Annotated in this window: 11 protein-coding genes and 1 pseudogene; 8 read left to right on the forward strand and 4 right to left on the reverse strand. The window is 55.8% G+C overall.

The features are described from left to right. The first annotated feature begins 60 nt into the window (after nucleotides 1-60). Together OLTU_RS20225 and OLTU_RS20230 are read left to right on the forward strand one after the other, a co-directional pair. Nucleotides 61-1,026: a hypothetical protein gene (locus tag OLTU_RS20225; protein WP_141734563.1), complete on the forward strand. Its 966-nt coding sequence runs from the start codon at nucleotides 61-63 to the stop codon at nucleotides 1,024-1,026. Between the two features lie 149 nt (nucleotides 1,027-1,175). Continuing rightward, nucleotides 1,176-2,789, forward strand: coding sequence for a fumarate hydratase (locus tag OLTU_RS20230; protein WP_141734564.1), 1,614 nt, complete (start codon nucleotides 1,176-1,178; stop codon nucleotides 2,787-2,789). A 123-nt stretch (nucleotides 2,790-2,912) separates the two neighbouring features. On the opposite strand, the gene OLTU_RS20235 is transcribed toward OLTU_RS20230, so the two are convergent. Further along, nucleotides 2,913-3,653, reverse strand: a complete 741-nt coding sequence (locus tag OLTU_RS20235; RefSeq protein ID WP_218110157.1) for a CPBP family intramembrane glutamic endopeptidase — start codon at nucleotides 3,651-3,653, stop codon at nucleotides 2,913-2,915. Between the two features lie 152 nt (nucleotides 3,654-3,805). After that, nucleotides 3,806-4,537: a DedA family protein gene (locus tag OLTU_RS20240; protein ID WP_141734566.1), complete on the reverse strand. Its 732-nt coding sequence runs from the start codon at nucleotides 4,535-4,537 to the stop codon at nucleotides 3,806-3,808. A gap of 562 nt (nucleotides 4,538-5,099) precedes the next feature. On the opposite strand from OLTU_RS20240, the pseudogene OLTU_RS33370 reads away from it, so the two are divergent. The 3 genes and pseudogenes from OLTU_RS33370 to OLTU_RS20250 all read left to right on the forward strand — a co-directional run. Beyond that, nucleotides 5,100-5,504: pseudogene (locus tag OLTU_RS33370) on the forward strand (ATP-binding cassette domain-containing protein); the annotation flags it as partial. 360 nt (nucleotides 5,505-5,864) lie between these two features. Next, nucleotides 5,865-6,608, forward strand: a complete 744-nt coding sequence (locus OLTU_RS33375) for an ATP-binding cassette domain-containing protein (protein ID WP_439956695.1) — start codon at nucleotides 5,865-5,867, stop codon at nucleotides 6,606-6,608. Between the two features lie 36 nt (nucleotides 6,609-6,644). Then, nucleotides 6,645-7,679: a rod shape-determining protein gene (locus OLTU_RS20250; RefSeq protein WP_141734568.1), complete on the forward strand. Its 1,035-nt coding sequence runs from the start codon at nucleotides 6,645-6,647 to the stop codon at nucleotides 7,677-7,679. Here OLTU_RS20250 and OLTU_RS20255 read toward each other — a convergent pair. Continuing rightward, on the reverse strand, nucleotides 7,666-8,634 hold the full coding sequence (locus OLTU_RS20255; protein WP_141734569.1) for a DUF4360 domain-containing protein: 969 nt from the start codon (nucleotides 8,632-8,634) through the stop codon (nucleotides 7,666-7,668). The two genes, OLTU_RS20250 and OLTU_RS20255, sit on opposite strands and share 14 nt — an antisense overlap. 199 nt (nucleotides 8,635-8,833) lie before the next feature. Between OLTU_RS20255 and OLTU_RS20260 the strand changes: the two genes are divergently transcribed. Beyond that, nucleotides 8,834-11,497 carry a 7TM diverse intracellular signaling domain-containing protein gene (locus tag OLTU_RS20260; RefSeq protein ID WP_176736796.1) on the forward strand — a complete coding sequence of 888 codons (2,664 nt, stop codon included), beginning with the start codon at nucleotides 8,834-8,836 and terminating at the stop codon, nucleotides 11,495-11,497. Here OLTU_RS20260 and OLTU_RS20265 read toward each other — a convergent pair whose 3' ends face one another. Beyond that, on the reverse strand, nucleotides 11,498-13,426 hold the full coding sequence (locus OLTU_RS20265; RefSeq protein ID WP_176736797.1) for a 7TMR-DISM family protein: 1,929 nt from the start codon (nucleotides 13,424-13,426) through the stop codon (nucleotides 11,498-11,500). Nucleotides 13,427-13,674: 248 nt separating this feature from the next. On the opposite strand from OLTU_RS20265, the gene OLTU_RS20270 reads away from it, so the two are divergent. Both OLTU_RS20270 and OLTU_RS20275 read left to right on the forward strand, forming a co-directional pair. After that, complete coding sequence (locus tag OLTU_RS20270; RefSeq protein ID WP_176736798.1) at nucleotides 13,675-14,301, forward strand: DUF4337 domain-containing protein; 627 nt, start codon at nucleotides 13,675-13,677, stop codon at nucleotides 14,299-14,301. Between the two features lie 96 nt (nucleotides 14,302-14,397). Further along, the gene (locus tag OLTU_RS20275; protein ID WP_176736799.1) at nucleotides 14,398-15,129 is read left to right on the forward strand and encodes a PA14 domain-containing protein; all 732 of its coding nucleotides are present in this window, start codon (nucleotides 14,398-14,400) and stop codon (nucleotides 15,127-15,129) included. Nucleotides 15,130-15,263 lie beyond the last annotated feature (134 nt).

Consider the following 15,263-nt stretch of genomic DNA (forward strand, 5'->3'; position numbering starts at 1 on the left):
ACGACCTCTGCCGATAGCAGCTCTGTTCGCTCCATGTTTCTGTGCGAAAGGAGTCTCTTCATGACGTTTCTTGCCCAACAACGCTGCGTGTGGACCGGCTGCATGCTGGCTCTGGGTCTTGGCCTGAGTGGTCTGAGCACCGCGGCAGATAAGTACGAGCCGTACCCGGTCGATTACAAGCCCATGGAAAAGTATCCGGAACAGCAAAAGGAATGGACGGCCAATAAAGAGAAATATGCAAATACCGTCATGCCGGAACCGGTGATGAAACGTCAGCTCGAACTCATCGAGTCGATGTCAACCAGGGAACCTGCGTGGCTTGATGGACAGTGGATGGTGGCGGATGCAGCCTTCCAGCTCGGCGGTTCCTACACCGAGGAAAAGGATCTGCCTTACGCCCGCAGCGTTTTTGTTCGCGGTCAGAAGGCAGCAGGAAAATGCATAGATAAGAAACCGGATCATCCCATCTGTCAGCTGTTCCTGGGCGCGATGATCGGCAAGATCGCCTCGATCGATGGCATTTTCTCTTCACTGAAAAAAGCCAAGCAGGTGGAAACGCTTTGGCTCGGCGTTGTGAATTCCAAATACAACCATCGCTTTGCAGAGTCCTCATCACTGCAAGGCAGCGCACGTTATGCGCTCGGCATGTTCTACCGCCTGATCCCTGACTTCTTTCTGATGAGCTGGCTCTTCGATGTGCGCGGTGATATCAAGAAATCCGTGCAGTACCACAAGGATGCCATCGCCGTGGATCCACCCAACCCCTGCAGCAAAATCATGCTGGCCGCTTCGATGCTTTGCTCCGTCAAAGGCGACACGAAAAAGCCGGACGGCCAGGAGGCTTTGAAACACCTGCGCGACGCACGTCAGATGACAGCCGGGACTCTGGTGGCCAAAGCTTGCCAGAATGATACCGCACGTCTGGAAATGGCACCTGACAAGGCCTGCGGTTATGAGACCGCCCGTCAGCAGGAAACCAGCGAAGACGAATTCAAGAAGCAACAACAGCAGGCACAGGCCCACTGAGCCCGCCGCTGAACGCCAAATGTCCTGACCAGGACCCGACTCCCGGGTCCTTTTTTCATTCCACCCGTTGACCGCACCGCCCCTGGTTTTTATACTCACTGCTTCGGTCTGCCTGGTATCAAGCTCCCCCCCAATTGTGAGGACCTGCCATGGAATTCTCTTACCAAAAACCGCTGGTTTTGGGACCCGATAAGACACCTTATCGTTTGCTGACCAAGGATCATGTCAGCACCACCACCTTTCAGGGCCAAACCGTTCTGCAGGTCGCGCCGGAAGGGCTGGAACTTTTGGCCCGCGAGGCCTTGCGCGAGATCTCGTTTTTTCTGCGCCCGACGCATTTGCAGAGCCTGAACCGGATTCTCGACGATCCTGAAGCCTCGGATAACGACCGCTTTGTGGCCCATGCCCTGCTCCAAAACGCCGTCATTGCCGCCGACGGTCAATTGCCGAGCTGCCAGGATACCGGCACAGCCATCGTCATCGGCAAAAAAGGTCAGTACGTCTTCACCGGAGCGGATGATGCCGCGTGGCTGTCGAAGGGCATTTTTAAAACCTATCAAAAGGAAAACCTGCGCTACTCGCAGCTCGCCCCGATCACCATGTTCGAGGAAAAGAACACCGGCAGCAACCTGCCCGCGCAAATCGATCTCTATGCAACGCCAGGCGACAGCTATGAGTTTCTCTTCCTCGCCAAAGGCGGTGGCTCAGCCAACAAAAGTTTTCTCTTCCAACAGACCAAATCGCTATTGAATGAAGATAACCTCATCAAGTTTATCGAGGACAAGGTCAAATACCTCGGCACCAGCGCCTGCCCGCCCTATCACCTGGCTCTGGTGATCGGCGGAACCTCGGCGGAATCCTGTCTGAAAATTGTCAAGGAAGCCTCCGCCGGTTATCTCGATCATCTGCCCACCAGCGGCAACACTCATGGTCAGGCCTTCCGCGATCTCGAATGGGAAGCCCGGGTGCAGAAGATCTGTCAGGAGACGGGCATCGGCGCTCAGTTCGGCGGCAAATATTTCGTGCACGATGTGCGCGTGATCCGACTGCCACGTCACGCGGCGTCCTGCCCGGTGGGCCTGGGCGTCAGCTGCAGCGCCGACCGCAACATCAAAGCCAAAATCACCAAGGACGGCATCTTCATCGAGGAACTCGAACACAATCCGTCGCGTTTTCTGCCGAAGCAGGATCCCACTCTCCCCGCTCCGGTCGAAATCGATCTCGACCGGCCGATGGATGAGGTGCGGCGCGAGCTGAGCAAACATCCGATCAAGACGCGTTTGAAATTGAGTGGCACCTTGATCGTGGCTCGCGATGTGGCACATGCCCGCATTCAGCAGATGCTGAATGAAGGCCAGCCCATGCCGGAGTATTTCAAGAATCATCCGATCTACTATGCCGGTCCCGCGAAGACTCCGGAAGGTCTGCCCTCCGGCAGCTTCGGGCCCACCACAGCGGGTCGCATGGATCCTTATGTGGCGCCATTCATGGCCAAGGGTGGTTCGCTCGTCATGCTGGCCAAGGGCAACCGGGCCCCGGCTGTGGCCGCGGCCTGCAAGCAGTACGGTGGCTTTTATCTGGGTTCGATCGGTGGACCTGCTGCGATCCTGGCCAAGCAAAACATTCAGAGTGTTGAGGTCGTGGATTTCGCCGATCTGGGCATGGAAGCCGTGCGCAAAATCCGCATCAAGGATTTCCCGGCCTTTATCGTCTGTGATGACAAGGGCAATGACTTCTACAGCAACATTCAAGGCAACGAGTGATTTGGATTGACTGTCGGATCATTCAAGAGACAAGGCGCAAGAGAGGCGAGCAGCGGAGTTGGCATTTGGGCCAATGAGCAGCGCAGCCGACCGAGCAACGCAGTATCTTGAATGATACGACGGTCAATGGGGGGCTGATGCCCCCTTGTCCACCAGCCGCACAAGATCCCTCCCCACCCAGTAAAGACCAAGACCCAGGAGCAGCAAAACACTGTAAAACAGGCCTTTTTGTGCTCCAATCTGTGTGAAGATATTGAAAGAAAAGACCTGACTGCCGAAGGCGAGCAGGTTGTTCAAGAGATGCACGCCGATCGCTGCACCGATGCCATGAAAGGACCGCACGTAGCTGAGGCTCAGCGCAAAGAGCAGATAAGCCAGCAGCGCCTGGGCACTGGTGTGAGGCGCAAGATGCGCGAGTGCAAACATCCCGGCGCTGAGCAGCACGGCCGCACTTTTTTTCAGACGCCGCCCTAAAAAATCCGGCAGCCAGGCCCGAAAGAAAATTTCCTCCAGGATCGCACTCAGCAGAAAACTGAGCGCCGTCCAGCTGAAGGGAAAACGCCGAATAAAGAGCTGGCTGTCATAAAGCGGTTCCAGCAAAGGCTCGGGGATGAGATGAAATTCCATGAAGAGCCACAGCACGAGGGTATTCAAAAGCCAGATCACAGGCAAAAGTCCCAGGGCCCGATACCAGGGGCCTGGACTTCCGCAGCGCCGCCGCCAGTCATGGAGCGCCGTGAGGCTCAGGACCTGAAGAAGGAGCAGTGTCGCGCTCACGATTTCCATACTGCGAAGAAAGGGTTTCAATTCCCAATGCGGATAGACCACAAACCGCAGGAACGGATGCAGTCCAACCCAGAGCATGATGTTAGCGATGAACCAAACAGGATGGTGGAACACGGGAAACCCTGACCCCTTTGACGTGAAGGGCAAGGCGCGAGGCTAGCCTCTTCGCGTGGAGACGGTCAAGGCCGGGGCCATGTTCTGAAAACGATATTTGGAGCACGTGGGGCGATTCATTCCCCGCTGACGGAAGCGGCTGTTGAGGCTTCGGTTTCCCCGGTGGCCGGGGCTACGGACGTGGTCGGGAGACTTTTCCGCTTGTCGCTACGACGCTTCAACCAGCGCACGAGGTAATAGACGGCAACGACCAGCAGGATGCCCCCAAGAACGATCTTGAATTGCTTGAAGTACTTCAGGATCGTTTCCCCATAGAAGGCCACGAGCAGAACCTGAGTGGGAACAGACACGCCCGCCGCCAGGGCATCGACCAGGACAAACTTGGTCGTGCTAAGACCCATCATGCCGCAGGCGAAGTGCCCGGGGAAACGCAAACCCGGCGTAAAGCGGAACGCGCCGGCCGCCCACATTCCATACTTTTTGGTCCATATGGCGACGTCGTCCATACGGGCTCGGAAACGGGCTGTGTAACGGGAGCGTAAAAATCGGCCGCCGAACCTTCGCCCTAAATAGAAGACAAGACAGTCGGAAAAAACCACAGAAAAAAACGCGACTCCAGCGGTCACATAGGGATTGACCCCGACCGCGCCTTCATAGGGTGGTGGGAAAAGATCGGGACGCGAGGCGACATAGCACACCAGACCCGAGCCGACCAAAGTGAATTCCTCGGGGGCCGGTAAACCAAATCCGGAGGCGAGCATCAGACAAAATATGAGGAGATACATCCCAATGGGCTGATAAGCATATTCCGTAAGCCAAGCGAACACTTCCTGTTCCGAAAATCCCATTCACACTCCCTCTCACGCAGCTGTCGATACCAGCGGCCCCCTCTTCAGGACCATCGGATTGGCATCAATTTAGGGTCGAGCCCACAGGAATCGACAGAGATATCACAATCTGTCGCAAAAAGTTAGAGTTTCCTCGCAGTCCCGTGGGCCTCAGCATAATGACCCATCGGCATATTTTTCGGGGACTGGAGTGCCTGATACGGGAGGAAAACGGAATCCTGAGAGGCCCATATTAACATTCTGACTTTAAGAATATTATGATAACAGATTCCAAAAATGCCTTGTACAACGGCATTTGCGCCGTCCCATCAAGATCTTGCCTTTCATGACCGATTTGTTTAAATAGAACTGGACTTTTGAATAAGGAGTCCCCAGTCGGCACCCCGCCGACGTCTTATGCGTCACTGAATTCCTCAATATTTTCGCTTCCCTGGCATCGATCCTGATCGATTCCTGAAGCCTATTTTGATGAAAATTCAAGGACGCATGTATGATACAGATCATCAATCTGTCTTTTGCCTATAGCGACGATTTTTCTCTCTTTCATCAATTGCATGTGAATCTTGCCCGCGCGCGTTACGGTCTGGTCGGACCCAATGCTGCGGGGAAGAGTACGCTGCTGGCGCTCATAGCCGGTCGCCTGGCGCCGCATGCCGGCTCCATTTTCAATGAAACCCCGGACCTTCAATATCTGCCGCAGCTCGATGTCGTTGCCGATGCGGCCCACGAGGAGGGGCTGCGTGTGCTCCAGGTCGGACGCGCGATACAAGCCACCGAGGCCAGCGTTGCGGATTGGTCATTCATGGAGGAACGCTGGGCGCTCTATGCAAGCATGGAACAGCGTCTCCAGGAGTGGGGCCTTGCCGATTTGGATATTTCCCAAAACGGTCCCTGGAGCGGCGGCACCTGGCAGCGTCTGCGGCTGGCTTTGACCCTGGCGCATGAAGACGCCTTTCTCCTGCTCGACGAACCCAGCAATCACCTGGACCGCGAGAGTCGCTTGATCCTGATGGAGGCCTTGCAGAAACATCGCGGCGGTTGCCTCGTCGCCAGCCATGATCGTGAACTTTTGAATACCATGGACCAGACCCTGGCGCTGGAAGACGGAAAAATTCAGGTCCATGGGGGTCCTTATGATTTTTACAAGGCCGCTTATGATCAGCAGCAGGCCGCGTTTCATGCCGCCTGGGCTCAGACGCAGCAGGAATTGGATCGGGCTCGCAAGGAAGCGCAGAGGGTCCGCGAGAAGCAGGCAAAAAAATCGGCCAAGGGTCATCGCGATCGGGAAAAGGGTGGCATGCCACGCATCCTCTTGGGAGCCCGGCGCATGAAAGCCGAGCTCACCACTGCGAAGCTGCAGTCACGGCACGAGGAAAAGATTGGTGACTTGGAAAGCAGGTTGCAGGAGAAAGCCGGGAAGCTGATCCACAGCACCGAGCTGCATCTAGATGTCAAAGCCGTTCGCCGGCCCGGCGATCGTCCCATCCTCAGTCTTCAGAAAGTGCAGCATCGCTGGTCAGAGGCCGACCTTTGGGGCGAGCCTCTTTATTTGCAGCTGGGTGCCGGTGAACATCTGGCGATAGTCGGGGCCAATGGTTCCGGCAAGAGCACTCTTCTTCAAATCATCATGGGCCGCATCGAACCTGCATCCGGACAGGTCGAACGACGCTTTCGTGAAGCCTTCCTGCTCGATCAGGATCTCAGCCTGCTGCCGCGCCATCAGAGTCTCCTTGAAATCTGGCAGGATCCCCTCCATGTCCGCGATGAAGGCCTCCGACGTACGATCGCCGCACGACTCGGACTGAAGGCTCGCGAGGCCGGCACCCCTCTGGAACAGTTGAGTGGGGGCCAGCGTTTGCGAGCCGCTCTTGTCCTGCTCGCCACCCGCGAGGTGCCACCGGATTTGATTCTGCTCGATGAACCGAGCAATCACCTGGATCTGAATGCCCTCGACTGTCTGGTCACAACCCTGCGGGCGCTTCCCTCCAGTCTCATTGTGGTCACACATGATTTCCGCTTTTTGGAGGATTTGTCCGTCCATCAGCGCTTCGAATTGGTCAGAGCCCGTTGAATCTGCTAACGTAAGGAAAACGGGTGAGTATGTAATATGAAGACGTGGAAGAGACTCTTCGGTTCGTCGTGGGATTTGGCCATCGATCTGGGGACTGAGAATACCTTGATCCAGGCCCGTGGACGTGGAGCGCAGACCTGGAATGAACCTTCCATCCTGGCCTACGCTCTGCAACCGGATGGCAACATCACGCCCTGGACCGCAGGGCAGAGCGCCTTGCGCATGGAAGGGCGAACCAGTGAAACGGTGCGCACGGTACGGCCTTTGGCCGACGGTGTGATCGTCCACTTGCAGGCTGCGGTGGACATGCTGCGCATTATGCTGGAGGCGCGCATGCCAACGCATCCTGGTCAGGTGCTCATTTCCTTTCCCCATGCGATCACGCCGATTGAGAAAATGGCCTTTCGTGATCTGGCCCAGCATCTGCATCCCGAGCGTGTGCTGCTCGTCAAGGAACCCTTGGCCGCGGCCGTGGGTTCCGGTTTGGATATCCTGCGTTCCCAGGGTCACATGATCGTCGACCTCGGCAAGGGCATCATCGAGGCCGTAATCATGGTGCAGGGCGAGGTCGTGGCGTCCAGTTCCCTGCGTCTGCAGGGGCGCTGTGAAAACGAACGGATCCAGCATCATCTCAAGGAACATCATGGTCTTCTGGTAGGGTATGCGACCCTGGAGGATCTCAAACGCCGGCTGCACGAAAAACAGCCAGATGATCGTCTCGACATCAAAGGTCTCTCCCTGAGCACGGGTCTGCCGCAGCGTCTCGAGCTGCACGTGCAGGAACTCCTGGAAACCCTCGATCCCTATGTCCAGGCGATTGTCACCTGCGTGATCGAAGCGCTGGAACAGGCGCCAGTGGAACTGCTCGGGGATATCATGGATCGCGGCATTCGAATCACGGGAGGCGGGGCCCTGTCCCGCCATGTCCTTCGGGGTTTGGAGCACCGGCTGCCTGTCAAATTCCTGCCCGTGGCCGAACCCTTGCAGGCTGTGGCCCTGGGCAATCTTTCCATTCTTGCGGATAAGACTTTACAGAAAAGGCTCTGCACGACCCAGCTCAGCGCGCCTTGAAACAGATGCGCTCGTGGCTGTTCCAATCGCATTGCAGGGTATCGTGGCCGTTGTTGCAAACATCATGACTCGTATGGTTATATTCCGCGCAATGCTGCGCCTTCCGATAGCATTGACCATCCATCGAAAAATGTCCCTGCGGGCATTGCGCCACGCAGCGCCGGGTGGCGGGAACATAATCGCACTGCAAGGTATCCTTGCCGTTGTTACAGGTGTTGGCATCCGTGAAATCATATCCAGAACAGTGTGAAGCCAGCGGCCGACATTTTCCGTTAAAAGCGATCTCGTGCTTGCCGCATTGAGGTTCCTGCGGTTGGCCACCACAGTGTTCATACTTCAGACGGTAGACCGCCTTGCGCTGACCCGCCCCTTCATCAATCGCGATGAACGTGTTCTTCATATCATGGGCCTGACGTTGCGCCACGATCCCGATTTTAGTGCCAATGATCGCCTCGCGATCGCGGCCACACTGGGTCCATTCCTGGTCGATCTGATGGTTGACGATCACATCCTGGATATCGTTTTGGAATCGGAAGCGTTCCGTCTTCACCGACTCACGCCCGGTGCGGAAGGAATGGGTGATGCTGGCCTCGGACAGGCCTTTCTGGGAAACCTCCGTAATGCCGGCGATGGCCACGGATTGCAAAGCCACCCGATAGCCCTCGGGAACAGTGAGAGGAATTTCCAGGTGACACTGGGCCGAGGCTTTCACATGATGCGCGTCGGTTTCCGCCTTGAAATCGATGAAGACAAGATCAAAGCTGCCGTCATCATTGGCATCGAAGATCACATTATCCGGATTGCAAATGGCGTCCCAGGCCACCTGCTTGCACGTGCCTTCGGTACAGACCTCGGGCATATCATTGACAAACTTCATCGAACTCGAGAGCTGCGGCGTCATGCCCCAAAGGGTGGAACTGCCGGCCAAAAGCAAGGAAAGGATCATGGGTTTCATGGAGAAGCTCCTTCAAAGCGGTATGAGGCGATGAATACCCCGACGGGAGAGAATTCGGGAGTCAGAGCGTCTGGAATAAAATGATGGGATTTGATGGGATTGGTTGGGGCTGTCTGGCGCGCATCAGGACCAGGCAGGCTTTGCCTCTTCAGGGATGCGAAATCGGGTCGATGAGCCGACGGTCATACAAGGACGTACCATGCGCCTGATTTTTTCAGTGATTCTGCTGCTTCTGTTCCCCCTTTGGGGAACGGGGACCGCTGCGTCTTGGGTTGTCCAGGGCCGTGCGGATCTCAGCACCACCGACTGGGAGCGGGAGCCCGTCATCAATCTGAGTGGCGAATGGCAGATCTACTGGAATCAGCTTTTGACGCCCGCCGAGATTGAGGCTGGTCAGGGCAAGCTGTCCGGGTATCTCTCACCGGAAGCGGAATGGCATAAGTCGGAACTTCCTGGGGTGGATTTCCATCGTATTGGCGCCGCGACCTATCACATGCGCCTCCATGTTCCCGAATCGATGGAATTCATGTTGGCCGTTCCCATCCTGAACAGTGCCTCATACGTCTGGATCAATCATGAGCTCAAACAGGAATTCGGCAAACCCTCTCTGACCAAGGAAGGCGAGGTGGGCTTTATCCGGTCCAATCGCGTGAAGTTCATGGCCCGGAAAGGTGAAAATCTTATTACCGTTCAGGTGTCGAACCACCTCTTCTGGTATGGAGGGGCTTCACTGCCGGTCCGTCTCGGCCTGCCGGATGCCATGCAGCGCGAACAGCTGAAGGCGATGATCGGTGATGCGCTCACTTTTGGTTTCATCCTGTTCATGGCCATTTACCACATCTATGTCCGCATGCTGTTGAAACGCAGTAACGGGGCTCTTTTCTTCGGGCTGGTCTGTCTGGCGATTGCCATCCGGATGGGCTTTGTCGGCGACGGTCAGATTTTTTATCAGATTTGGCCTCATGCGCCCATGAACCTGCGCTACTTTGTGGAATACCTGGGCGTCGCGTTCGGGACAGGCTTTATCTTATGTTTCATTCGTGAACTCTATCCTCATGAGGCACGGCCCATACTCTTCGTTCCTCCAACCCGTATAGCGTTTGCCTGGGGAGCCTTTATCATCCTGGCTCCTCCGCTTTACTATCCGGCTTTTCTTGAGTTTTTTCAGCTGCTTATCCTTGTGTCCGGCATCATAACGATCGGCGTGGCCGTGGTGGCCGCCATCCATCGCCGCGATGGGGCTCTGCTGCTGGTGATATGCAATCTCCTGTTCTTCATCACGGTGGCCAACGATATTGGCTATCATCATCGTGTGATCGAATCGGTGCCCTTAATTCATTACGGTCTGATGTTCCTCATGTGCAGCCAGGCTCTGATCCTGGTCCAGCGTTTTGCCCGCACCTTCGATCGCGCGGAAAGAGCCGAGCAGGAAGTCACCAAACTCAACCAGAGTCTGGAACAGAAAATTCAGGAACGCACCGAGCAAATCAATACGATCCTCTCCCATGTGCGCTCCGGCTTTCTGCTGGTGGATCGGCAATCGCATCTGCAGACGGGCTTCACGTCATCCTGCGAAACCATTCTGGGCCAGAGGCTCCAGGTGGGTTCCTCATTGCCCCAGCAGCTGGGTTTTACCGGTCACCTCGCCATGCAATTCATGATGGCCATTCAGCAAATCTTTGATTCGGATCTGCCTACCGATGTCGCCATGCAACAGCTCCCTGCCCGTTTCCCGATAGGAAAACGCATGATCGGGCTGCAGGCTGCGGCGGTCAAAGCCCGTGACAAGGGTCAGGTCACCGCCGTGCTGCTGACCATCAACGATGTCACCGATCTGGTGGCGGCGGAGGAAGGGCTGCAGCGTGCGGATATCCTGATTCACATTCTGGAGGATCAGGACGCGTTCCGCATTTTTGTGGCCGATTTCAAAAAGGATCTGGAAGCTGCAACCCAGGCGATCATCCAGGGCGATGCCATCGCTCTGCATTCGATCCTGCACACCATGAAGGGCAATGCCGCCAGCTTCAACTTGAACGACTGGGTGCGGCGTCTGCATCAGCTTGAGGACAATGATCCGATCTCCACCACGGATATTCACAATCTGGCTCAACATGTGCGGCAGTTCCTGCGAGAGAATGAAGGCATCCTGCATCTTGATTTTGACCAGCCCATGCGCAGTGTGTTCGGCGTCGATCAAAATGATTTGAATGCGCTCAAGGAAACGCTGGTGCCAGTCGCCTCGCAGGTGGCCCTGGCGCGTGTGGATAACTGGTCGCGTTCGGTCAAATCCCTGCCCTTGAAAAGTTACACCACACCGCTCGGGCCGATGGTTCGGCGTGTGGCGGGCCAATTGAATAAGGATGTGAGCCTCGTTGTCGAAGGCGCGGATGTCAAGGTTGATAACGCGTTTGCGCCCCTGCTCACCACCCTGCCCCACTTGATTCGCAATTCTTTGGTACATGGCATCGAGGAGGCGGAGGATCGGGGCGAAAAGCCCAGGCAGGCCACCATTTCCCTGCGCTTTATGCTCCAGATGGATGGCGGACTGACGATCGACATCAGCGACGATGGCCGTGGCCTGGATCCCGAAAGCATACGGGCGCATGCCGAGGCGCAAGGGGTCATAGCGAAGTCTCAGGATCTGAGTGACGAGGAAATCCTCGGTTTGATTTTTCATCCCAATTTTTCAACCGCCGAGCGTATCACGGATCTGGCCGGCCGGGGCATGGGCCTCGCGGCTGTGGCCACAGCTGTGCAGGAGCTGGGGGGACGTTACGAAGTACGGAGCCGCAAAAACCAGGGCTTCCACCTGCATATCACAGTTCCACCGCCGCCGCCTCAAAGGCTGAATCGAGCCGTTTGATCAGGCGGAAACCGGCAGGCTGAGCGGAGCGTCGTGAGGCAATTCCTTGAAATAAAAGCAGTGGGCCTGCTCATCATCGCGGATGGTGTGATGCCTGGAATCGACATCAAAGCGCTGAAATAGAGCCTGGGACGTCGGGCTGAGCATCTGAAAAATCCGGTCATCGATCACCAAAAGATTGCCGCTGAATTTGAGCTGCCTGAGGGCGCCTTTCCGCAATTTCTCATAGCGATCAGCCAGGACTATGCCGCGGCCGAACATATTATATTCCACGACACCGGCTGACGGATAATAGGCTTCGACCTCGCCAAAGGCGATAGCGATGGAGGCCTGCGGCATGCGGGCAAAACCATGACGCTGGGCTTCGGCATGAAAGTTTTTCGAGAACTGCAGCGCCAGCCTGAGAGCCAATTCCGCCGGGTTTTGACCATCCGGAGTATGGAAAGGAAAGCCGACGGTACAGAAAAAGCCATCTCCCATTTCCTTCAAGCGATAGGCGCTGGCTTCCATTTTCTTTTGACTGTAACCGGCGAGCATATCCCGGTAGCACAGCGCGAAGGTATCGTTCAGGAACGCGCGGGCTTTATCGTGTTCGAGTTTGGAGCTGCCGATCGTATCGAAGGAAATCACACAGGCTTCCCCGGCGCCGGTGGGCATGGTCTGCTCCAGATTGGAACCGCTTTTGATCAGTTCGATTTGATGCGGATAAATAATTTTTTCCAGCTGGCTGTAGCTGTGCGCCTTGGAGGCTTCCTTTTCCATGAGCTTTTTGATGAAAACTTCCCGTTCGGCTGCGGAACGCTTTTGCAGATAGGTGTAGCGCGCCCCGACAGCCAGGGAAAGCACCAGCCCTTCAACCGTGGCACCCACCAGCTGAGCCCACGTGGTCACAAGGTTGATCGGGAGCAGACCGACGGTTTTCAGCGCCAGCACCACCGAGCCCAGGATCAGCACCGCCCAGCCGGCTGTATAATAAAGCGCCGGTCGATAACCGCGCAGGCACGACCAGATGCCAAGCCCAAGCAGCGTGATCGAGCAGGGCACCGTGAGAGCGACCGTGAATGCCGAGTCCATGCGATAAGGCAGAAAGAGGCCGGTTACGAGCGTGCTGGCCATGAAAATTGTCATAAAGCGCATGAGACGGGCGAGCCGCGGGTGAAAGGTCGGGAGGTTCAGGAAGTGGACGGCAAAACTCAAGGCGAAGGTCCAGGCCACTTTCACGGAGACGTGCAGGCCTTCGTTCCAATAAAGAAACAGGGCCTCGTTGCCACGCACCAGGAAGATGCGGCTGGCTCCGGACAGAATGTTCTGGACACTCAGGAAGGCCAGAAGATAAATCACATAGTGAAGATAGACTTTGGAATTCAGGGAAAGGTAGAGGAAGAGATTGTAACAGATCAGGATCAAAATACCGCCAAGCAGGACCGCAACGAAAACCAGCTCCCTGTTCACCTTGTTGAAATAGGGCATAGGCTCCCAGAGATCAAACTTGCCGCTGATCAGAGCAAGGCTCTTGACTTTGATATAGAGCGTGTTCTCACCCGGCCGAAGGTCCAGAGCAAAAACCGGATTGCGGTGATGGGCCACGGCACCGGATGATGCGACGTGATCACCCGCGATCATCGTTTGCGTGATGGTGCCCTGATGCTGGACATGCACCGCGATTTCATCGGTCAGGGTATAGGGATGATCGAGCATGAGGACGATTTTTTCCGGGCTGCGATTGATGATGATCGTGCGGATCCAAAGCGCGCCCTTGACATAAGGCAATGACGAGGAATGATCCAGGGTGGACTGCCAGCTGTTTGAATTCAGCATGGTGGGGAGGTCCCATGTGCCCTCGCTGTCGACCTGGAATTCACTATGGCTCCAGATATCGTATTCGGCCAGCTCGGATCCGTTGGGAAGTAAGAGGGGCTCTGCTGACAACCTGCCAGTCATCAGGGCAAGAAGGAGCACTATTGCGGCTTGAAATGAACCCATTTTTCCTCACATGCAGAATGCCATCGGCACAACATGGGGAATCTTGATATCTAAAATACTTTTTATGGTTTTTTGTTTCTTACCTAACGAAAGAATTGAAGCCCGGGGAACGGTCTTGACCGCAGACTGAACTTTCGCTTATCTGAAATAAAGTGAAACCTTTTCGATTTAAGGCAATGGAGGGCCTTGCATTGATGAAGTCGTGGACGCGTTTGAAGTTTCATTTGGAAGTGGCCATGCCCCTGACGATCGCCATCTTTGCGGCGGTCCTGGCGATCAACGATCTGTTCGCCGGGAAGTACGGTTCGGATGAGATCAAAATCAGTAACATGCGCAACAATTCCTATCAGTGGTATCAAAGCAAGGGCATCAAAAGCACCATCGTCGAGGGTCAGGTTGATCTCCTGCAGGTGCTGCTTGGCTCAGGCAGCATCGCGGCGGACAAGCGCGAGGATATGGAGAAACTGGTCGCTCAGCTTCAGGCCAAAGTTCGCAAGTATGAAAAGGAAAAGACCGAAATTTTGGTCGGTTCCAAACAGCTGCCTGAGGATCAATGGATCCAGCCGACGGATGGCCGGCTCGGCCTCATCATCGGGGCCAAGGAATATGATGGCTTTCTGGAGGCCTTCGATAGCGCCGGCAACTTCTTCGACATCGCCTCGATGCTGTTCCAGCTTTGCCTCGTGACCGGTTCGGTCGGCCTTATCATCAACCGACCGGCCATGAAATGGACCTTCTTTCAAGTGACCATAGTCACGGGGCTTGTGGGTCTCTTTTTAAGCGGCGGCGGAATCTGGGTGGCCACGCGCATCACGATTTAAGGCATCATGACCACAAAGTAAGAGTGTGAAACTATACTCCTCCGGAGTTTGCACCGAATGCAGTCCGAATGTGTGACCTCATGGAGGAGGTGGTTTATGCAAGGATTGCAACTATCAGCATTGTTCAGCGTTCTGCTGTGTTCAGCCTGTGCCAATGAAAAATTCAGCGACCAGGTCCAGCAGACCCAGACGACCGCCACCACAGCCCCGCAGGACACGGCGGATCAAACGCCTGAAGTCGAGGCACCAGTCCTTGGGTCTCAGCCGGATGAAGCGGACAAAATGGAGACGCCCCCCGTCGCCAGCCCGCTCTTTACAGACTGCCAGAACGCGCCCGATCGCCCCATCGTCGGAGATCTTTATCAATTGGCTCCGGACAGCAAACATCTGCCCAATTTCCATAAAATGAAGGCGCTCAAACAGGTGTGCCTCGCGCAGCTCGATATCAAGACCCGCAATTTCTCGGAAGGCTTTCCCGGGGTGGAAAACCTTTTTGAGTGGTTCAGCCTGGATATGCGCTTTGCCGTGAAGATTCCCGGCAGCGGCAAGTGGGAATTCAAACTGGTGGCGGATGATGGCGCCGTTCTCTACATCGATCAGAACAAGGTTATCGACAACGATGGACTGCATGAGACCCAGGCAAAAAATGGAAGAAGCCGACTGTCCGCCGGCATCCATGATTTCCGGGTGAGTTATTTTCAGGGTCCACGTTATGACATCGCTCTGGAACTCTACTGGAAAGGACCACAGGACAGCGAGTTCAGTTATATTCCAGCGGCCAACCTCATGCGGCCGCGGGATATACGTCTGTTCAGCGATATGCCCTGATAAATACACAGACAGGGCGAACGGGAGGCGGCCAGCGGAGCCGACCACCTCATGCAGCCGCGGGATACAGGCCTGATCAGCGACATGCCCTGATAAACATCGAGGCAAGGCAAGCGCGGCGGGCAGCGCTGCCG

The organism is Oligoflexus tunisiensis, assembly GCF_001748245.1.
Taxonomy (GTDB): domain Bacteria; phylum Bdellovibrionota_B; class Oligoflexia; order Oligoflexales; family Oligoflexaceae; genus Oligoflexus; species Oligoflexus tunisiensis.